13 protein-coding genes, 2 tRNA genes, 3 rRNA genes and 1 pseudogene are annotated in these 21,201 nt (G+C 35.3%); 16 read left to right on the top strand and 3 right to left on the bottom strand.

The genetic code is table 11. The annotated features are described in order from the left end of the window. Nucleotides 1-553: 553 nt before the first annotated feature. The 5 genes from AJN70_RS07455 to rrf all read left to right on the top strand — a co-directional run bounded on the left by AJN70_RS07455 (nt 554) and on the right by rrf (nt 6,485). Nucleotides 554-2,066: ribosomal RNA gene (locus AJN70_RS07455) — 16S ribosomal RNA — on the top strand. 101 nt (nt 2,067-2,167) lie between these two features. Then, nucleotides 2,168-2,243: transfer RNA gene (locus AJN70_RS07450), tRNA-Ala, on the top strand. 8 nt (nt 2,244-2,251) lie between these two features. Next, nucleotides 2,252-2,328 (top strand) — tRNA-Ile (locus AJN70_RS07445). 726 nt (nt 2,329-3,054) lie between these two features. Beyond that, a 23S ribosomal RNA gene (locus tag AJN70_RS07440) occupies nt 3,055-6,113 on the top strand. A 255-nt stretch (nt 6,114-6,368) separates the two neighbouring features. Continuing rightward, nucleotides 6,369-6,485, top strand: a 5S ribosomal RNA gene (gene rrf / locus AJN70_RS07435). The 16S, 23S and 5S rRNA genes sit together here with 2 tRNA genes alongside, the layout of an rRNA operon. Nucleotides 6,486-6,667: 182 nt before the next feature. Here the strand turns inward: rrf and murD are convergent. Continuing rightward, the gene (gene murD, locus AJN70_RS07430) at nt 6,668-7,876 is read right to left on the bottom strand and encodes a UDP-N-acetylmuramoyl-L-alanine--D-glutamate ligase (RefSeq protein ID WP_070233364.1); all 1,209 of its coding nucleotides are present in this window, start codon (nt 7,874-7,876) and stop codon (nt 6,668-6,670) included. Beyond that, the gene (gene mraY / locus AJN70_RS07425; protein WP_070233365.1) at nt 7,876-8,937 is read right to left on the bottom strand and encodes a phospho-N-acetylmuramoyl-pentapeptide-transferase; all 1,062 of its coding nucleotides are present in this window, start codon (nt 8,935-8,937) and stop codon (nt 7,876-7,878) included. Before mraY ends, murD begins: the two co-directional genes overlap by 1 nt. A gap of 79 nt (nt 8,938-9,016) precedes the next feature. On the opposite strand from mraY, the gene gpmI reads away from it, so the two are divergent. From gpmI to sdhE, 7 genes and pseudogenes are all read left to right on the top strand, one after another. Then, nucleotides 9,017-10,495, top strand: a complete 1,479-nt coding sequence (gene gpmI / locus AJN70_RS07420) for a 2,3-bisphosphoglycerate-independent phosphoglycerate mutase (protein WP_070295662.1) — start codon at nt 9,017-9,019, stop codon at nt 10,493-10,495. Next, nucleotides 10,479-10,578, top strand: a pseudogene (locus tag AJN70_RS10020) (3-ketoacyl-ACP reductase). The gene gpmI and the pseudogene AJN70_RS10020 overlap by 17 nt, the downstream one beginning before the upstream one ends. Next, nucleotides 10,568-11,311 (top strand): 3-oxoacyl-ACP reductase FabG, encoded by a 744-nt coding sequence (fabG, locus tag AJN70_RS07415; protein ID WP_002934631.1) that lies wholly within the window; start codon nt 10,568-10,570, stop codon nt 11,309-11,311. Before AJN70_RS10020 ends, fabG begins: the two are co-directional and overlap by 11 nt. Nucleotides 11,312-11,317: 6 nt before the next feature. Beyond that, nucleotides 11,318-11,728 carry a pyridoxamine 5'-phosphate oxidase family protein gene (locus AJN70_RS07410; protein ID WP_074470178.1) on the top strand — a complete coding sequence of 137 codons (411 nt, stop codon included), beginning with the start codon at nt 11,318-11,320 and terminating at the stop codon, nt 11,726-11,728. 338 nt (nt 11,729-12,066) lie between these two features. Next, the gene (gene sdhA, locus AJN70_RS07405; protein WP_070276152.1) at nt 12,067-13,902 is read left to right on the top strand and encodes an 8-methylmenaquinol:fumarate reductase flavoprotein subunit; all 1,836 of its coding nucleotides are present in this window, start codon (nt 12,067-12,069) and stop codon (nt 13,900-13,902) included. Further along, nucleotides 13,899-14,864: an 8-methylmenaquinol:fumarate reductase iron-sulfur subunit gene (sdhB, locus tag AJN70_RS07400; protein WP_002854950.1), complete on the top strand. Its 966-nt coding sequence runs from the start codon at nt 13,899-13,901 to the stop codon at nt 14,862-14,864. The genes sdhA and sdhB overlap by 4 nt, the downstream gene beginning before the upstream one ends. Nucleotides 14,865-14,867: 3 nt before the next feature. Further along, nucleotides 14,868-15,725, top strand: coding sequence for an 8-methylmenaquinol:fumarate reductase membrane anchor subunit (gene sdhE / locus AJN70_RS07395; RefSeq protein ID WP_070252286.1), 858 nt, complete (start codon nt 14,868-14,870; stop codon nt 15,723-15,725). Between the two features lie 23 nt (nt 15,726-15,748). On the opposite strand, the gene tenA is transcribed toward sdhE, so the two are convergent. Then, a complete protein-coding gene (gene tenA, locus AJN70_RS07390) occupies nt 15,749-16,417 on the bottom strand; it encodes a thiaminase II (protein WP_083262330.1) in 669 nt (222 codons plus the stop codon). Nucleotides 16,418-16,526: 109 nt separating this feature from the next. Here tenA and acpP point away from each other — a divergent pair, with 109 nt between their 5' ends. From acpP to AJN70_RS07370, 4 genes are all read left to right on the top strand, one after another. Beyond that, nucleotides 16,527-16,760 (top strand): acyl carrier protein, encoded by a 234-nt coding sequence (gene acpP, locus AJN70_RS07385; RefSeq protein ID WP_002871173.1) that lies wholly within the window; start codon nt 16,527-16,529, stop codon nt 16,758-16,760. A 25-nt stretch (nt 16,761-16,785) separates the two neighbouring features. Beyond that, a complete protein-coding gene (locus tag AJN70_RS07380) occupies nt 16,786-18,000 on the top strand; it encodes a beta-ketoacyl-ACP synthase II (protein ID WP_070252285.1) in 1,215 nt (404 codons plus the stop codon). A 1-nt stretch (nt 18,001) separates the two neighbouring features. Beyond that, nucleotides 18,002-18,940 (top strand): acetyl-CoA carboxylase carboxyltransferase subunit alpha, encoded by a 939-nt coding sequence (locus AJN70_RS07375; protein ID WP_002854780.1) that lies wholly within the window; start codon nt 18,002-18,004, stop codon nt 18,938-18,940. 133 nt (nt 18,941-19,073) lie between these two features. Continuing rightward, nucleotides 19,074-21,146, top strand: a complete 2,073-nt coding sequence (locus AJN70_RS07370) for a TonB-dependent receptor domain-containing protein (protein WP_070295660.1) — start codon at nt 19,074-19,076, stop codon at nt 21,144-21,146. The last annotated feature ends 55 nt before the right edge of the window (nt 21,147-21,201 follow it).

The raw sequence follows: 21,201 nt of genomic DNA, 5'->3' as shown, positions 1-21,201 counted from the left end.
TTTAAGTTTAATTGGTTATACTTTCATTTCCTTTTTTGAAAAAAGGACTTAAAATCTTTTAAATTATAAAGTTTCACTAACTGAGTAGATTTTATAAATTAACTTTATTTTAGATTTTTTAAGTTTTTAAATTATTTGAGTTTTTAACTTTCTTAATTTTTTAATTTAAAACTAAAAAGCTTTTTTATAAATCTTGTTTTTAATTTAAAAACTTTTCTTTTAAAAATGATTTTTTGTTTTGTTCTTTTAAATTAGTATTGTTATTCAAATCTTATTAGTCAATCTTTGAAATCTAAATAAGTGATCGATTGAGCCAGAAAGATTTAGGCATAAGCAATTATGTAAAATCTATTCAATCTAATTTAAAAAGATTAAAAGCTTTTCTTTTAATCTTTTATAACTTTTTCTTTGAAGAAAAAGATTAAACTATCTATAAAAGTAATAAGGTTTATCTCTTTAATGCAATCTAAGTAGTTTATCTATATTAGGTTGGCGGGGTAGGCCTTTAGCTTGCTTCTTAGTCAAGGCTTTGCCTTGATGCTAAAGAAGGTTTATTATGGAGAGTTTGATCCTGGCTCAGAGTGAACGCTGGCGGCGTGCCTAATACATGCAAGTCGAACGATGAAGCTTCTAGCTTGCTAGAAGTGGATTAGTGGCGCACGGGTGAGTAAGGTATAGTTAATCTGCCCTACACAAGAGGACAACAGTTGGAAACGACTGCTAATACTCTATACTCCTGCTTAACACAAGTTGAGTAGGGAAAGTTTTTCGGTGTAGGATGAGACTATATAGTATCAGCTAGTTGGTAAGGTAATGGCTTACCAAGGCTATGACGCTTAACTGGTCTGAGAGGATGATCAGTCACACTGGAACTGAGACACGGTCCAGACTCCTACGGGAGGCAGCAGTAGGGAATATTGCGCAATGGGGGAAACCCTGACGCAGCAACGCCGCGTGGAGGATGACACTTTTCGGAGCGTAAACTCCTTTTCTTAGGGAAGAATTCTGACGGTACCTAAGGAATAAGCACCGGCTAACTCCGTGCCAGCAGCCGCGGTAATACGGAGGGTGCAAGCGTTACTCGGAATCACTGGGCGTAAAGGGCGCGTAGGCGGATTATCAAGTCTCTTGTGAAATCTAATGGCTTAACCATTAAACTGCTTGGGAAACTGATAGTCTAGAGTGAGGGAGAGGCAGATGGAATTGGTGGTGTAGGGGTAAAATCCGTAGATATCACCAAGAATACCCATTGCGAAGGCGATCTGCTGGAACTCAACTGACGCTAAGGCGCGAAAGCGTGGGGAGCAAACAGGATTAGATACCCTGGTAGTCCACGCCCTAAACGATGTACACTAGTTGTTGGGATGCTAGTCATCTCAGTAATGCAGCTAACGCATTAAGTGTACCGCCTGGGGAGTACGGTCGCAAGATTAAAACTCAAAGGAATAGACGGGGACCCGCACAAGCGGTGGAGCATGTGGTTTAATTCGAAGATACGCGAAGAACCTTACCTGGGCTTGATATCCTAAGAACCTTATAGAGATATGAGGGTGCTAGCTTGCTAGAACTTAGAGACAGGTGCTGCACGGCTGTCGTCAGCTCGTGTCGTGAGATGTTGGGTTAAGTCCCGCAACGAGCGCAACCCACGTATTTAGTTGCTAACGGTTCGGCCGAGCACTCTAAATAGACTGCCTTCGTAAGGAGGAGGAAGGTGTGGACGACGTCAAGTCATCATGGCCCTTATGCCCAGGGCGACACACGTGCTACAATGGCATATACAATGAGACGCAATACCGCGAGGTGGAGCAAATCTATAAAATATGTCCCAGTTCGGATTGTTCTCTGCAACTCGAGAGCATGAAGCCGGAATCGCTAGTAATCGTAGATCAGCCATGCTACGGTGAATACGTTCCCGGGTCTTGTACTCACCGCCCGTCACACCATGGGAGTTGATTTCACTCGAAGCCGGAATACTAAACTAGTTACCGTCCACAGTGGAATCAGCGACTGGGGTGAAGTCGTAACAAGGTAACCGTAGGAGAACCTGCGGTTGGATCACCTCCTTTCTAGAGTACAAAGTAATAAGTCTCACAACTATTACTTCAAATATATAAACTCAATTGATTCTTGTTTAGATTTCAAAGATTGATTAAAGCTAATTGTTTATGGGGAATTAGCTCAGCTGGGAGAGCGCCTGCTTTGCACGCAGGAGGTCAGCGGTTCGATCCCGCTATTCTCCACCATTTATTAAGGGCCTATAGCTCAGCTGGTTAGAGTGCACCCCTGATAAGGGTGAGGTCACAAGTTCAAGTCTTGTTAGGCCCACCATAAAAAAGATTTGAATAAAAAAGCTTTAAAATCTAAAGCAAGTATATAAAGTAGATTAAATATAAAATATAAACTCTATACTTAGATTTATTTTTTTATCTTTAACTATAAAAGAATATACTTTATATAGATATAAGTAGCATATACATTATGTATTTATATTTATAATGATTATATTAATATATATACTTCCTTTAGGTTTTAAACCTAAATGTTCTTTTTAATTATCATTGTTAAGAGTCACAAGCAAGTTTTAATAAAAACAATTTTACAGGACTTGTTAAAGGATAAAACCTATTTATCTTTTCTTTGGTTTAACTTATATCTTTTAATTATCTTTATCTTTAAAATAAAGAGAATATTAGATTTAAGATTTATAAATTAAAGACAAGTTTCAAACTCACAGCTTAGTTGAGACTAAATCATTTAGTTCTATATTAAGGTTTGAATGCTTTCCGTCTTAAGATAAAGAAGTCTTATCATAAAAACTTTAACAAGGAAGTGATGCGTTTTAGAATCAATAAAAAAGGTAGAAGTTAGGTTATATCTAACTTTTATGCAAATTGTTTTTTTAGTGATTAAGAATTGAAGCTTTATCTACATTAATTTTTTAATGAATGTTTAGTTTATTTCGTTTTAAGCCTAATATCTTTTAGGTTGGCGGGGTAGGCCTTTAGCTTTGGTTCTTTAAGATGAGCTTTGCTCATCTGCTAAAAGAACATCAAAAGGTAAGCTACTAAGAGCGAATGGTGGATGCCTTGACTGGTAAAGGCGATGAAGGACGTACTAGACTGCGATAAGCTACGGGGAGCTGTCAAGAAGCTTTGATCCGTAGATTTCCGAATGGGGCAACCCAATGTATAGAGATATACATTACCTATATAGGAGCGAACGAGGGGAATTGAAACATCTTAGTACCCTCAGGAAAAGAAATCAATAGAGATTGCGTCAGTAGCGGCGAGCGAAAGCGCAAGAGGGCAAACCCAGTGCTTGCACTGGGGGTTGTAGGACTGCAATGTGCAAGAGCTGAGTTTAGCAGAACATTCTGGAAAGTATAGCCATAGAGGGTGATAGTCCCGTATGCGAAAAACAAAGCTTAGCTAGCAGTATCCTGAGTAGGGCGGGACACGAGGAATCCTGTCTGAATCCGGGTCGACCACGATCCAACCCTAAATACTAATACCAGATCGATAGTGCACAAGTACCGTGAGGGAAAGGTGAAAAGAACTGAGGTGATCAGAGTGAAATAGAACCTGAAACCATTTGCTTACAATCATTCAGAGCACTATGTAGCAATACAGTGTGATGGACTGCCTTTTGCATAATGAGCCTGCGAGTTGTGGTGTCTGGCAAGGTTAAGCAAACGCGAAGCCGTAGCGAAAGCGAGTCTGAATAGGGCGCTTAGTCAGATGCTGCAGACCCGAAACGAAGTGATCTATCCATGAGCAAGTTGAAGCTAGTGTAAGAACTAGTGGAGGACTGAACCCATAGGCGTTGAAAAGCCCCGGGATGACTTGTGGATAGGGGTGAAAGGCCAATCAAACTTCGTGATAGCTGGTTCTCTCCGAAATATATTTAGGTATAGCGTTGTGTCGTAATATAAGGGGGTAGAGCACTGAATGGGCTAGGGCATACACCAATGTACCAAACCCTATCAAACTCCGAATACCTTATATGTAATCACAGCAGTCAGGCGGCGAGTGATAAAATCCGTCGTCAAGAGGGAAACAACCCAGACTACCAGCTAAGGTCCCTAAATCTTACTTAAGTGGAAAACGATGTGAAGTTACTTAAACAACCAGGAGGTTGGCTTAGAAGCAGCCATCCTTTAAAGAAAGCGTAATAGCTCACTGGTCTAGTGATTTTGCGCGGAAAATATAACGGGGCTAAAGTAAGTACCGAAGCTGTAGACTTGCACACAACTTAGATTATTTAAGTTTAGAATATAAAAAACTAAGTTATATGTTTTAAGTTATATTTTTACTGATTTTTATAGAGTAAAGATAGAAATAAAACTTAGTAAAATCAGTAAAAATATTCTTGGTTTAAAGTTTAAGTAGTTTAAGTTGTGTGCAAGTGGTAGGAGAGCGTTCTACTTGCGTCGAAGGTATACCGGTAAGGAGTGCTGGAGCGAATAGAAGTGAGCATGCAGGCATGAGTAGCGATAATTAATGTGAGAATCATTAACGCCGTAAACCCAAGGTTTCCTACGCGATGCTCGTCATCGTAGGGTTAGTCGGGTCCTAAGTCGAGTCCGAAAGGGGTAGACGATGGCAAATTGGTTAATATTCCAATACCAACATTAGTGTGCGATGGAAGGACGCTTAGGGCTAAGGGGGCTAGCGGATGGAAGTGCTAGTCTAAGGTCGTAGGAGCTTATATAGGCAAATCCGTATAAGAACACTCCGAGAACTGAAAGGCTTTTTGAAGTCTTCGGATGGATAGAAGAACCCCTGATGCCGTCGAGCCAAGAAAAGTTTCTAAGTTTAGCTAATGTTGCCCGTACCGTAAACCGACACAGGTGGGTGGGATGAGTATTCTAAGGCGCGTGGAAGAACTCTCTTTAAGGAACTCTGCAAAATAGCACCGTATCTTCGGTATAAGGTGTGGTTAGCTTCGTACTAGGATTTACTCCGAAAGCGAAGAAACTTACAACAAAGAGTCCCTCCCGACTGTTTACCAAAAACACAGCACTCTGCTAACTCGTAAGAGGATGTATAGGGTGTGACGCCTGCCCGGTGCTCGAAGGTTAATTGATGGGGTTAGCATTAGCGAAGCTCTTGATCGAAGCCCGAGTAAACGGCGGCCGTAACTATAACGGTCCTAAGGTAGCGAAATTCCTTGTCGGTTAAATACCGACCTGCATGAATGGCGTAACGAGATGGGAGCTGTCTCAAAGAGGGATCCAGTGAAATTGTAGTGGAGGTGAAAATTCCTCCTACCCGCGGCAAGACGGAAAGACCCCGTGGACCTTTACTACAGCTTGACACTGCTACTTGGATAAGAATGTGCAGGATAGGTGGGAGGCTTTGAGTATATGACGCCAGTTGTATATGAGCCGTTGTTGAGATACCACTCTTTCTTATTTGGGTAGCTAACCAGCTTGAGTTATCCTCAAGTGGGACAATGTCTGGTGGGTAGTTTGACTGGGGCGGTCGCCTCCCAAATAATAACGGAGGCTTACAAAGGTTGGCTCAGAACGGTTGGAAATCGTTCGTAGAGTATAAAGGTATAAGCCAGCTTAACTGCAAGACATACAAGTCAAGCAGAGACGAAAGTCGGTCTTAGTGATCCGGTGGTTCTGTGTGGAAGGGCCATCGCTCAAAGGATAAAAGGTACCCCGGGGATAACAGGCTGATCTCCCCCAAGAGCTCACATCGACGGGGAGGTTTGGCACCTCGATGTCGGCTCATCGCATCCTGGGGCTGGAGCAGGTCCCAAGGGTATGGCTGTTCGCCATTTAAAGCGGTACGCGAGCTGGGTTCAGAACGTCGTGAGACAGTTCGGTCCCTATCTGCCGTGGGCGTAAGAAGATTGAAGAGATTTGACCCTAGTACGAGAGGACCGGGTTGAACAAACCACTGGTGTAGCTGTTGTTCTGCCAAGAGCATCGCAGCGTAGCTAAGTTTGGAAAGGATAAACGCTGAAAGCATCTAAGCGTGAAGCCAACTCTAAGATGAATCTTCTCTAAGCTCTCTAGAAGACTACTAGTTTGATAGGCTGGGTGTGTAATGGATGAAAGTCCTTTAGCTGACCAGTACTAATAGAGCGTTTGGCTTATCTTTAATAAAGCATCACTTCCTTGTTAAGGTTTTTAATAAGACTTTGAATATAGATAATATTTAGAGTTTAATAGAAATCTTTCAAGTAAAGTTTATATTAGAACTTGCTCTTAACATTGTTTTTTAAGTATTCTATATAAAAACTTATTAAAGATAAAAGATAAGTAAAGAAGAAAGAGAATAAAGAAAAAAATAAAGAAATAAAAGATTAAGCTTTATTTATAAATTAAATCTTTCAAAGAATATTTAAATAACAATGTCCGTGATTATACAGATGTGGAAACGCCTTGCTCCATCCCGAACCAAGAAGCTAAGCACATCGTGGGTGATGATACTACGCCTTACTGGCAGGGGGAAAGTAGCTCATTGCGGACTTGTTAAATGTCTTCATTACTTACTTTATATATAAATCCTATGTTTATTTTTATTGTTGTTTTAGATGACACTTAGAATAGTGTTTAAAAAAAGTTTGTTGCTAGTTAGGGGTTTTAGAGAGAATAGGGTGTTTTTAGGGGTTTGTAAAGTTTAATATATATTTGTATGGATTGTAAAATAAATTAAATTTTATTCACACATTCTTTAAAGACTTTTCCACGCTCTGCGTAAGAGTTGAACTGATCTAAACTTGCACAAGCGGGACTTAAAAGAGCCACTTCATTGTCTTTTAAGTGATTTGAAATTTCATTTACAGCTTTAGATAAAACTTCACATTTATAGGCTTTCAAATTCGCTTTTTTTGCATAATCAAGCATTTTTTCGGTACTAATACCTATAGCATAGAGTTCTATATCAAATCCTTTCATAAAATCAAATAAATTGCTAAGATCTACACCCTTATCATCTCCCCCTATGATGAGATGAATTTTTTTATCTTTATAGCGACTAAGTGCAGCCATTACCGCACTTTCATTTGTAGCTTTAGTGTCATTTACCCAAAGCCTATTTTGACTGTCTTTAAGCTCTTCGAGTTTATTTTTTTCCATTACAAAGCTATTTAAAAGCTCATAGCTTAAAGTATCAAGTAGAATTTTTTCTATAGCTAAAGCCATGATAGCATCGAGTAAAAAAGGACTTTTAAAGGAAATTTTTTCCGTATCAATGCCAAATTTAACAGCTAGATCTTTTTCATCTTCATAGCTTATTTTATGAGCTTTTGTTGGAGTATTTGCATAAATTTTAGGCAGTATTGCTACATCACATTCATTCATTCTTTTTAAAACGCTTAGCTTATCTTGAACATAATTATCAAAACTTCCATGCCAAGAAAGATGATCAGGACTTATAGGTAAAAGTGCATAAATTTCAGGTTTAGCTTTATGAGTGTAGTGTAGGGTGAAAGATGAAGTTTCAAGTATCCAAAGTTTTGCATAAGGATCAAGCTCTGCTAAAGGAGTTCCAACATTTCCACCCATAACAGCACCAATGTGTGATAATAAATGTGTAGCCATTTGAGTGGTAGTAGTTTTGCCATTGGTTCCGCTTATCCAAACGGATTTTGGCATGATATCATAAAAAAAGTCATATTCGCTTTGTAAATTTTTTGCTTTTTGAATGAGTTTGTGCTTTGGTGGAAAACCTGGACTAGGAATTTCAATATCGCTTAAATTATCATCAAAATCATTAGGATTTAAAAGTAAATTTCCTAGTGTATCTTTTTTTGTTTCTGTAAAATGATCATCATAGATATCAAAAGGCCCAAATTTATCTACCAAATTTTCAGCAATAGCACGTGTGGTTTTTCCGTATCCAAAAAGTGAAATTTTCATTATCTTAGCTTTATTGATGCAAGTGCAAGTAAATTTGAAAGTAGGGCTATCATCCAAAAACGCACTATAATTTTATTTTCTACCCAGCCAACTTTTTCAAAATGATGATGAATAGGTGCCATTTTAAAGACTCTTTTATTAAAAATTTTAAAACTTCCAACTTGTAAAATTACAGAAACAGTTTCAAGAACAAAAACAAAACCTATGAGTAAAAGTAAAATTTCATTTTTGCTAATGATAGCTAAAAATCCTATGAATCCACCTAAAGCTAAACTTCCGCTATCCCCCATAAAAACCTGCGCAGGATAACAGTTGTACCATAAAAATCCCATTAAAGCACCGATTAATGCAGCGCAAATAATCACCACTTCACCAAGTCCTTGAATTTTTGGCAAAAGTAAATATTCACTATAATTTAAATTTCCGCTCAAATATAAGAATATCCCTAAAGTAGATAAAGAAAAAATACTTGGAACTGTAGCTAAGCCATCAAGTCCATCGGTTAAATTTACAGCATTAGAGCTAGAAATTAAAACCAAAATCCAAAAAGCAATGGCAAAAATTTCCATATCAAAAAGAGGGTGTTTATAAAAAGGTATAAAAAGTTCCGTGCTAAGCTCTGAACTAAAATATAAAGGTAAGATGCAAATAAGTCCAGCGATGATTTGTGCTAAAAGCTTCATTCTTGGACTAAGTCCTGAATGATTATCTTTTTTTAGAACTTTGCCTAAATCATCTATGAGACCTATCAAACAAAAAAGTATCAAACAAAGTAAAGCACTTATAGCAAAAATATTATCAAATTTGATACAAAATAAACTTGCAATTACTGCAGAACTGATGAAAATAAGCCCACCCATGGTTGGAGTATGGCATTTGGTTTTATGAGTTTTTGGGGCGTATTCGTAAATAGGTTGACTAGCATTTTTAGCTTTTGCCCAAGTAATAAATTTAGGCATTAAAAATAAAGACAAACATAAAGCGATAAAAAATGCAAATCCTGCACGCACACTAATATAAGTAAAAAAAGCATAATGACTTAAATCTGAAAGATAATACAAAACCTAGCCTTCTTTTTGGTTTTTAAAAGTTTAATTTTAGTAAAATCTAACCAAAAAAATTCTTATAAAAGAGAGAAAAATGAAGCAAAAATGCGTTTTAATTATTACAGATGGAATAGGGTATAATAAGAATAGTAAGTTTAATGCTTTTGAAGCAGCTAAAAAACCAAGTTATGAAAAGCTTTTTAAGGAAGTCCCAAATTCTTTACTAAAAACGAGTGGTTTAGCTGTAGGTTTGCCAGAAGGGCAGATGGGAAATAGTGAAGTAGGGCATATGTGTATAGGAAGTGGGCGTGTTATTTATCAAAATTTAGTGCGTATTAATAAAACCATTGAAAACAAAGAACTTGAAAAAAATGAGAATTTACAAAAACTTTTAGCAAAATGTAAAAGAGTGCATATTATAGGGCTTTATAGCGATGGCGGGGTGCATTCTATGGATACGCATTTTAAAGCCATGCTTGAAATTTGTGCGAAAAATGGCAATGAAGTTTTTGCTCACGCAATCACTGATGGGCGTGATGTAAGTCCAAAAAGTGGCTTAAATTTCATAAAAGATTTAAAAGAATTTTGTGAAAATTTAGGCGTGCATTTTGCTACGCTTTGTGGGCGTTTTTATGCTATGGATAGAGATAAGCGTTGGGATAGGGTGAAAGAATATTATGAGTGCTTGTTAGGTAAGGCTTATAAAGTGCCAAATTTATTAGAATACCTACAAAAATCTTACGATGAAAATATTACTGATGAGTTTATTAAAGCAGCTCAAAATGAGAATTACAAGGGCATGAGAGAAGAAGATGGTATTATCTTTATCAACTTTAGAAATGATAGAATGAAACAACTCGTTGAAGTGTTAAATTCCAAGGATTTTAAAGAGTTTGAACGCGAAAAAATCTTTGAAAATTTACTTACTATGAGTGTTTATGATGATAAATTTAAACTCCCTGTGCTTTTTGAAAAAGAAAAAATTGAAAATACTTTAGCTCAAGTGATTTCTAAAGCAGGGCTTAGTCAGCTTCATACCGCAGAAACCGAAAAATATGCTCATGTAACTTTCTTTTTTAATGGCGGGAAAGAAGAGCTTTTGGAAAATGAAACAAGGGTTTTAATCCCAAGTCCTAAGGTAAAAACTTATGATGAAAAACCCCAAATGAGTGCTTTTGAAGTGTGTGATGTAGTGAAAAAAGGCATAGAAAAGGGTGAGGATTTTATAGTGGTAAATTTTGCAAATGGAGATATGGTTGGACATACAGGTGATTTTAATGCTGCTATAAAGGCTGTTGAAGCGGTGGATATTTGTTTGGGCGAGATTGTAGAATGTGCAAAAAAGCATGATTATGCTTTTATCATTACAAGTGATCATGGAAATTGCGAGGCTATGCAAGATGAAAAAGGAAATTTGCTCACCAATCATACCACTTTTGATGTTTTTGTTTTTGTGCAAGCAAAGGGAGTTTCAAAGATTAAAGATAATATGGGGCTTAGTAATATCGCTGCAAGCGTGCTTAAAATTTTAGACTTAGAAATTCCAAAAGAAATGAATGAGGCTTTATTTTAGTTTGTTTGCCTTTTTTTATAAGAAATTTGTTAAGATTGCAATTTTTAAAATTAAACTTATTAAGGATAGATAATGAAATTTAGTGGAAAAAATGTTTTAATTACTGGAGCAAGTAAGGGAATAGGTGCTTCTATCGCAAAAACTTTGGCGGGTTTTGGACTTAAAGTTTGGATTAATTATCGTTCAAAACCTGAACTTGCAGATGCTTTAAAAGATGAAATTATTGCAAGTGGTGGCGTTGCTGCTGTGATTAAATTTGATGCAAGCAAAGAAGATGAGTTTGAAAATGGTGTAAAAACCATAGTGGAGAGCGATGGAGAGTTAAGTTATCTTGTAAATAACGCAGGCGTTACAAATGATAAACTTGCTTTAAGAATGAAATTAGAGGACTTTAGTGGCGTTGTGGATACGAATTTAAGCTCAGCTTTTTTAGGTTGTAGAGAAGCTTTAAAAACCATGAGTAAAAAACGCTTTGGTGCTGTTGTGAATATCGCTTCTATTGTCGGAGAAATGGGTAATGCTGGACAAGTAAATTATTCTGCTAGTAAAGGTGGAATGATAGCTATGACTAAATCTTTTGCTAAAGAAGGAGCAAGTAGAAATTTGCGTTTTAACTGCGTAACTCCAGGTTTTATAAAAAGCGATATGACTGAAGTTTTAAGCGATGAAATCAAACAAGCTTATCAAGATAATATCCCTTTAAAACGCTTTGCAGAACCTGAAGAAGTGGCTAATTGTGTAGCGTTTTTACTTAGTGATTATGCCTCTTATGTGACAGGTGATGTGCTTAAGATTAATGGTGGTTTATATATGTAAGGAAAAATGATGGATTTAAAAGAAATAGCACAATTTTTAGATGATAATGCACCGGCATTTTTAGCCACTTTAGGAACTTGTGGAAATCCTAGAGTGCGTCCTATACAAAGTCCATTGCTTATGGGAGATAAAATTTATTTTTGCACAGCAAATACAAAAGGACTTTTTAAACATATAAAAAATTATAATGGTATTGAATTTTGTTCTTGTGCAAAAGATGGGACTTTCTTAAGACTTAGAGCTAATGCGGTTTTTGAACCAAATTTAGAAGTTAAAAAAATGATGTTTAAAAAATATCCTTATCTTGTAAATCTTTATGAAACTCCGCAAAATCCAAAATTTGAAGTTTTTTATCTTGATAATCTAAGTGCTAGAATGCAATTTATGAATGGAGAATTTAAGCTTTTTAAGGCTTAATGATTTGATAATTTTATTAACTATATATTAATTAAGATAAATATTATCTTAATTAATATTAACTTTTTGTTATTTTTTTAAGGTATAATCATTCCGTTTAATTTGCAAGGAATAGATTATGATATATTGCAAAAATTTTTTAATATTTATTTTATTATATTCATCTATCTTCTTTGATTACTTATCTTATGCTTTTTTATATTTACTAAATTATAAATTTGTTTTTAATCCATTTTATATTGAAAGGAGAGTTTGTTTTTGGATTTTTGGCATGCGATTATGTAAGATTGACTTACATTAAAAAATTATTATTAATTTTTTTAAATAAGGAGAATGATATGGGTGAATTTTCTAGAAGAGATTTTATAAAAACAGCCTGTATTAGTGTAGGAGCTTTAGCTGCAAGTTCAAGTGGAGTTTATGCTTTAGATGATTCATCTAAGATGGATAAAGATACAAATTTACCTTCTTGCGATGTTTTGGTAATTGGATCAGGTGGAGCAGGTTTGCGTGCTGCAGCCGCAGTGAGAAAAGAAAATCCAAAATTAAGCGTTGTAGTAGCTACAAAGATGATGCCATCGCGTAACGCAACTTGTATGGCAGAGGGTGGAATTAATGGAGTTACTGATTTTTCTAATGGAGATTCTTATAAATTACATGCTTATGATACTATCAAAGGTGGAGCTTACTTGGTAGATCAAGATGCAGCTTTAAAATTTTGTGAATTAGCTGGAAAGGCTATTTTTAATATGGATTTTATAGGAACCTTGTTTTCAAGAAATGAGCAAGGTGGAGTAGCTCAGCGTTTAATGGGAGGAGCTTCTAAAAAACGCTGTAACTATTCTGCAGATAAAACAGGTCATATTTTAATGCATTCTTGTTTAGATGATGCTATTAGTAGCGGTGTGAAATTTTTAATGGATCATGAGCTTTTGGATATAGGTGTTGTGGATGGAAAATGTGAAGGTGTCGTTTTAAGAGATATACAAAGCGGTGGAATTTATCCTGTGTTATGTAAAGCTTTGGTAATTGCTACAGGGGGATACACAAGGATATTTTATAATAGAACTTCAACTCCTTTTATTGCCACAGGAGATGGTGTGGCAGCTGCTCTTAGAGCAGGACTTGGTTTTGAAGATCCTGAGATGATACAATTTCACCCAACAGGAGTTGCAAATGGTGGAACTCTTATTACAGAAGCGGCGCGCGGTGAAGGGGGATATCTTTTAAATAATCGTGGTGAGCGTTTTATGAAAAATTACCATGAAAAAATGGAGCTTGCACCGCGAGATGTGGTTGCGCGTGCTATAGAAACAGAAATTCGTGAAGGTAGAGGTTATGGTGAGGGACTTGGAGCTTATGTTTTGTGCGATGTACGCCACTTAGGAAAAGAAAAAATTTTAAAAGATTTACCAAAAATTCGTCACACTGCAATGCTTTTTGAAAATATTGATTTAGTAGATACTCCTGTACCTATCCGTCCAACGGCGCATTATTCTATGGGTGGAATTGAAGTGGCTAAATTTGAAGATATGAGTACTAAAATTGCTGGAATTTATGTAGGTGGAGAAGCTTCTTGTATTTCTATACATGGAGCTAATAGACTAGGGGGAAATTCTTTAGCCGATGCAGTTGTAACGGGGCATTTAGCAGGTATTGGTGCGACAAATTATGCCAAAGATGCAAGTTTTGGAAAAGGGGTAAAAACTCATGAACTTGCTCAAAAATGGCAGGCTAGATTTAAAGAAATTACAAATAATGGCGGAAATGGTCAAGAAATGTATGAATTGCGAGAAGAGCTAGGAAGTCAAAATTGGGATAATATGGGGATTTTTAGAACTCAAGAAAAACTCGATCTTCTAGCAAAAAATTTAGAAGATATACAAGCAAGATATGAAAAAATTCGTATTCCAAATCCTAATGAAGTGATGAATACTGCTTTTACAGATTATGTAGAGCTTGGCAATTTGATTTTACTTTCTCGCTGTGCTTGTTTAGCAGCTAGAAATAGACTTGAAAGTCGTGGGGCTCATACTAGAGAAGATTATCCAAAGCGAGATGATAAAAATTTCTTAAAACATAGCATTGTAAATTTAGAAAATGATGAATTAAAGCTTAGTTATAAAGATGTCGTGGTAACTGAGTTTTCACTTGATGGAAGGAGAGTACAATGAAAATCATCATAGATCGTTTTAATGGCAAGGAAAAATATGAACAAAGTTATGATATTGATGATAAGGATATACAGGGAAAAACTCTACTCTCTCTTTTGCTTTTTATTAAAAAAACAAAAGATATTACTCTAAATTTTACCGCATCTTGTCAATCTGCGATTTGTGGGGCTTGTGCAGTTCGTGTGAATGGGCATTCTTATCTTGCTTGTGATACTAAAATGCAAGATTTGTTAAAAGAATATGATAATCCTTCAAGTATACGCATTTCTCCGCTTGGAAATTTTAGAGTAATTTCTGATTTAATTGTGGATTGGGAGCCTTCTATAGAAAATTTAAGAAAAATTCGTCCTGCCATGGTGGCAAAAAATGAATTTTCAGCGGAAAAGGGCTGTAAACAAAGTCAAGAAGAATTTGATCGTATTAGCAAGCAATGGGATTGTATTTTATGTGGTAGCTGTGCCTCAGAGTGTAATAAATTAGAAGCAGATAGTAGCGATTATATGCAACCTTTTGTTTTTACTCATGCTTGGCGTGCAGCGGCAGACTCTCGAGGTAAGGATCCTATGTTGCATGTAAAACCTAGTGTAATGAATGGACTTTGGCTTTGTGTTCATTGTCAAGAGTGCGCTGATCGTTGTCCAAAGGGTATAAGTTCAGTAAGTGATATAGCAAATTTAAGAGTGATGGCGATTAAAAAAGGTTTAAATGAAGGCTTAGGGCCTGATCATGCTGAAGCTTTTTATAAAGATTTAGTTGAAGGTTCAGGACGCTTGAATGAAATTTATCTTGCTTTGCGTTCTGAGGGTGTTATAGGTTCTATGGGCAAAACAGATATAGCTTTTAAACTTATGCGCGCAGGAAAAATGAATCCTATGCATGTTTTTGGCGAGGATGAAATAGAAGGGCATAAAGATTTGGTTAAAATGATAAAGGCGGCACAAGAAGCTGCTGTTAAGGAGTAAAATATGCAAAAAGAATACGCTTTTTTTCCAGGTTGTGTTTTATCTCAAGCTGCAAAAGAATCTAAAATTTCACTTGAAGCTATTGCACCTATTTTGGGTTGGAAGTTGAATGAAATTAAGGGGTGGAGTTGTTGTGGGGCTTCTCAAGCGCAGTGCGTTGATCCTATTGCGACTTTGGTAGCTAATGCAAGAAATATTGCTTTAGCAGAAGAGATGAAAATGCCAATGCTTACAACTTGTAGTACTTGTATGCTAACTTTAACTAAAGCAAAAAATACTCTTGATAAGGGTGCAAAAGAACACATCAATACTTTTTTAGCACAAGGTGGAATGAAATATCAAGGTTCAACGCCTATTACAAGTCTTTTGTGGGAGCTTTATGAGGATTTGGATAATTTAAAAAGCAAGGTGAAAAAGCCGCTTTCAAATTTAAAAGTAGCTTTATTTTATGGTTGCCATAGTTTAAGACCTGAAGATGCTTTCGGTAAAAAAGAAAGTTCAACCAATCCAAAAAGTTTTGAAAGTGTAGTAGAAGTTTTAGGGGCTAAAATAGTTCCTTTTGAAAAACGCCTTGATTGTTGTGGTTTTCATGCTTCTTATCCTGCAGAAAAATCTGTGAAAAAAATGTCTAGTCAAATTGTCAATAATGCAAGTGAAAATCAAGCCGATTGTGTTGTAACACCTTGTCCACTTTGTCAAATGCAGCTTGATATCTATCAAGAAAGATTTCAAGATTATACTAATTCTAAAGCAAGATTGCCTATTATTCATTTATCACAATTAGTAGGACTTGCATTAGGACTTTCTAAAGAAATGGTTGGTTTAGATTATAATATTATTAATGCAAGTAAAATTGCATAAAAACATGGGCAAAAAGCCCATGTTTAAAGATTTAATTCCATTCTTAAAGAATGCTCCCAAAAAGCCACTTCCAAGCGTGTTACAGTATGAAAAATTTCGCTGAGTTTTTGGAATTTTTGTACACTAACACTTGAAGTATAAGAATTAACAAAATCTTCAAATTCTTTAGCTTCGTTTTGAAAATTTTCACTTCCATAGGTCAAAATCCATTCTTTGTAAGGATGATCTTTTAAATTTTCATTTTTTAAACGATTTATAATTTCAGCACCTATTTTTGCATAGCCTATAGCGCAAGCACTAAGAGCAACTAACATATCTAAAAAATCTCCATTTTCACCTACGCTTAACATATAACGCGAATAGGCTATATTAACTAAACTTTCATCTTTTGTATCGAGTTCATCTGCATTAATGCCAAGAGATAAAATTGCACGATGAAGTTCCATTTCTCCTTCAACTATATAATTTTGAAATTTCATAGCAAAACGAAGTTCTTTTGCAGTATTTGAGTTAAGTGCTAATCTTGCATAACATTTTGCGTAATTAAGCAAATAAATATAATCTTGCTTGAGATAAAAAAGAAAATTTTCTTGCTTTAAGCTTTTATCTTCTAATTTTTTAACAAAATCATGATGTAGATAAGCATCCCAAATTTTTTGATTTTCTTTGATTAAATTAGAGAAAAGCATCATTTTTCCTTTATGTTTTAATATTTTATTTTCAAGTATAATGAAAAACTATAAATATTTTAAGCTTTTTATAGTAAAATACGCTTTATTTTAATTTTTTGAAGGAGAACAAATGGCAACATTTGATGATGTAAAAGCAGTAGTAATAGAGCAATTAAGTATTGATGCAGATGCAGTTAAAATGGAATCAAAAATTATTGAAGATTTAGGTGCTGATTCTTTAGATGTTGTAGAGCTTATTATGGCTTTAGAAGAAAAATTTGAAGTAGAAATTCCAGATAGTGATGCTGAAAAATTAATTAAAATTGAAGATGTTGTAAATTATATTGACAATCTAAAAAAATAATTTTTTTCTTGCAAGGAGCTTATTCTTGAAAAGAGTTGTAGTTACAGGTATTGGTATGATCAATGCCCTTGGTTTAGATAAAGAAAGTTCATTTAAAGCAATTTGCAATGGAGAAAGCGGAGTAAATAAAATTACTCTTTTTGATGCCACAGACTTTCCTGTTCAAATTGCAGCTGAAGTTAAAAATTTTGATCCATTAGAGGTTGTTGATGGCAAAGAAGTAAAAAAAATTGACCGTTTCATACAACTTGGAATTAAAGCAGCAAGAGAAGCAATGCAGGATGCTGGATTTAGCGAAGAATTAGACAAAGAAGAATTTGGCATTGTTTCGGCTGCTGGTATTGGAGGTTTGCCTAACATAGAAAAAAATTCCGTTATTTGTTCCGAGCGAGGTCCGCGTAAAATTTCCCCTTTTTTCATACCTTCAGCACTTGTAAATATGTTAGGAGGTTTGATTTCTATAGAGCATGGACTTAAAGGGCCAAATATTTCTTGTGTTACAGCTTGTGCAGCAGGAACTCATGCTATAGGAGAAGCTTATAAAAGTATAGCTTTGGGAAATGCTAAAAAGATGTTAGTCATAGGCGCAGAAGCTGCGATTTGTCCTGTGGGTATAGGTGGTTTTGCTTCAATGAAAGCTTTATCAACTAGAAATGAAGATCCACAGCATGCTTCAAGACCATTTGACAAAGAAAGAGATGGTTTTGTCATGGGAGAAGGTGCTGGAGCTTTGGTTTTTGAGGAATATGAAGAGGCTAAAAAACGCGGTGCTACAATTTATGCTGAATTAATTGGATTTGGAGAAAGTGCAGATGCGCATCATATTACTTCACCAACTTTAGATGGGCCTTTAAGAGCTATGAAAAAAGCTTTAAATATGGCAGGGAATCCAAAGGTAGATTATATCAATGCACATGGAACTTCAACTCCTGTAAATGACAAAAATGAAACCGCAGCAATTAAAGAGCTTTTTGGCAATAATATCCCGCTTATAAGTTCCACCAAAGGACAAACAGGCCATTGCTTGGGTGCTGCAGGTGCAATTGAAGCAGTTGTTAGTGTTATGGCTTTAAGAGACGGGGTAGTTCCGCCTACAATCAATCAGCTTGTAAAAGATGATGAATGTAATCTTGATTATGTTCCAAATATATCAAGAAAAGTAGATTTAAAAGTGGTGATGAGCAATTCTTTTGGTTTTGGTGGCACAAATGGCTGTGTTGTATTTAAAAAAGTAGATTAATATGGCTTCTTATTTAGATTTTGAAAAAAATATTCAGCAAATTGACGAGGACATTATCAATGCTCAGATTAAAGGAGATACTGAAGCTGTATCGATTTTAAAGAAAAATCTTGAAAAAGAAATTTCTAAAACTTATAAGAATTTAAGTGATTTTCAACGTTTGCAATTAGCGCGTCATCCAGATCGCCCTTATGCTCTTGACTATATTGAACTTATTTTAAATGACGCTCACGAAATACATGGTGATCGTGCCTTTAGAGATGATCCTGCTATTGTTTGTTTTATGGGTTATTTAGGAGAGAAAAAAATAATTGTAATTGGTGAGCAAAAAGGACGTGGAACAAAAGATAAAATCGCTAGAAATTTTGGGATGCCACATCCTGAAGGATATCGTAAAGCCTTAAGAGTAGCAAGACTTGCAGAGAAATTTCAAATTCCTATTCTATTTTTGATAGATACTCCAGGTGCTTATCCTGGAATAGGTGCTGAAGAAAGAGGGCAAAGTGAAGCTATCGCTAGAAATTTATATGAATTAAGTGATTTGAAAATACCGACCATTGCTATAGTTATTGGAGAAGGCGGTAGTGGCGGGGCGTTAGCTATAGGGGTTGCAGATAGACTTGCAATGATGAAAAATTCTGTTTTTTCAGTAATTTCTCCTGAAGGTTGTGCTGCAATACTTTGGAATGATCCTGCAAAAAGTGAAGCTGCAACCAAGGCTATGAAGGTAACGGCTGATGATTTAAAATCTCAAGGTTTAATTGATGATGTTATAGATGAGCCTACAAATGGTGCACATCGCAATAAAGAAGCTGCAGCAGTAGCTATTGCTGATTATGTAAAAAAATCTCTAAATGAACTTGAAAATATTGATGTACGAGAACTTTCTGCAAATCGTATGCAGAAAATTTTAAAGCTTGGAGCCTATCAAGAGGCTTAGGCTTTTTCTTCGCCTTTTTAAATAATTTTATTATTTATAATTGTTATCAAAATTAAGCTAATTAAAAGTATTCTTTTTTTATACTTCAAAAATGATTTTAAATATCAAAATAAATTTTTTTAAAGGAATTGATTTGACTCAAATCAAAAATATAAAATTTAAAAAAAGTTTACTGTGTTTTTTAATTTTATCTGGAGCTTTGTTAAAAGCAGAAGAAAAATATCAACTTAATGATGTTGTGGTTAGCGCTAGTGGTTTTGAACAAGATTTGGTTGATGCACCTGCTAGTATTTCTATCATTACAAAAGAAGAGCTTGAAAAAAAGCCAATTAAGGATATAGGGGAGGCTATAGGAGATATTCCAGGTGTAGATGTGACTATGAATAAAACAGGCACTTATGATTTTAGCATACGAGGTTTTGGTAGTTCTTATACTCTAGTTTTAATTGATGGAAAACGTCAAAGTGTTGCAAATGGGTTTTATGATAATGGTTTTGGTGGTAGTGAATCAGGATATCTACCACCTTTGTCTATGATAGAGCGTATTGAGGTTATACGTGGTCCAGCTTCTACGCTTTATGGCAGTGATGCTGTAGGCGGTGTGATAAATATTATCACTAAGAAAAATCCTGATAAGACTGAGGCAAATATAGAATTTAATACTCTTTTGCAACAGCACTCTAATCACTATGGCAATGCTGGGGGATTTAACGCTTATGTAGCAACTCCTTTGATTGAAGATACATTATCAATTTCTGCAAGGTTGAAGTATTATGATAAGGTAGCTTCTGATTTAAAATGGCCTACGCCGGTTTGGAATGGTGGTACTCAAAGACCTGAAAATTTTCAAATTGCTAGTCATAGTCCAGGTGCTTTTACCAGCTTAGGTTTTGGTTCTAGGCTTAATTGGACAGTAGATGATAAAAATAATATATATTTTGATATAGAGCGATATATTAATGAAATTTCGGTGAATTCTACAAGTAGTAGGGCTATTAAAAGCGAAAGGCAACTGTTTAAAGATAATGTTGTTTTAAATCATGATGGTAATTATGATTTTGGTTCAACTAACTCATATTTACAATATGGCAGCACTAAGGATAAGGAGCTGCATAGCCAAATTTGGGTAGGAGAAGGCAAGGTTGTTTTACCTTGGAATTTAGGTCAATACGGTAATTTAGTAAATACCTTTGGTGCAAGGATTGATTATGAGATGTTAAAAAATGATCAAGCAAGCGCAGGTAGTCAAATAAGAGGTAAAAATCTTGATCAAACCACGGTTGCGCTTTATGGGGAAAATGAGTATTTTATAACCGATGATTTGATTTTTACTACAGGTTTGCGTTATATTTATAGCGATTTGTTTGATTCTGAATTTACGCCTAGGGTTTATTTGGTTTATCACTTAAATGATAATATAGCCTTGAAAGGAGGTGTTTCAAAAGGCTATAAAACTCCTGCTGCCAAGCAACTTACAAATGGATATTACAATTATGCCAATAGTCGTGCTTATTTTGGAAACCCTGACTTAAAACCAGAAGAAAGTATAAATTATGAATTGGGTGTTGATTTTAGGATATTTGATTTTGCACATTATTCTATTACAGGATTTATTACTGATTTTACAAATCAAATTAGTAGTGAAGATTTAACAGGTACGCAAAATGGTATTGATTGTAACGGTGTTACTGTTTGTACGCGTCCTATTAATCTTGGAAAAACACAGACTAAAGGTATAGAATTTGCATTTAATACCAAAACTTACAATGGCTTTAGCCTAAATTCAAGTTATACTTTTATGGATAATCGCTACAAAGATGGTCAAAAAAATTGGTTTGGTGGTGATAGAATAGAAAATTTACCAAGGCATATAGCAATGTTAAAATTAAACTATGAGCGAGGTAAATTTAGTTCCTATATAAAAACACGGGCAAGACTTGATACTATAGCTAAAGCAAAAGGTGGCGGTAATGGTAAGTTGCCATGGCAAAAATATAAGCCTTTTTATATAGTAGATCTAGGGATAAATTATAAAATCAATAAGCAATCTAGTTTAAGTTTTGCAGTACAAAATCTTTTTGATAAAAATTTCTTTGATCCGCAAGTTACAAGATGGAATGGGGCTAATCCTGCTGGATATGCAAATCGTTATCAAGACTATACAGAAGGAAGGAGTTTTTGGTTGAGTTATAAATATGATTTTTAATTTTTAAGGATTTAATTACTTTTATATTTTCAAAAAAGCAAAAATAAAGTACAAT

It is taken from the genome of Campylobacter sp. BCW_4341, assembly GCF_001764255.1.
In the GTDB taxonomy this organism is placed as follows: Bacteria; Campylobacterota; Campylobacteria; order Campylobacterales; family Campylobacteraceae; genus Campylobacter_D; species Campylobacter_D jejuni.
This window is presented reverse-complemented; position numbering and strand designations above follow the sequence as displayed.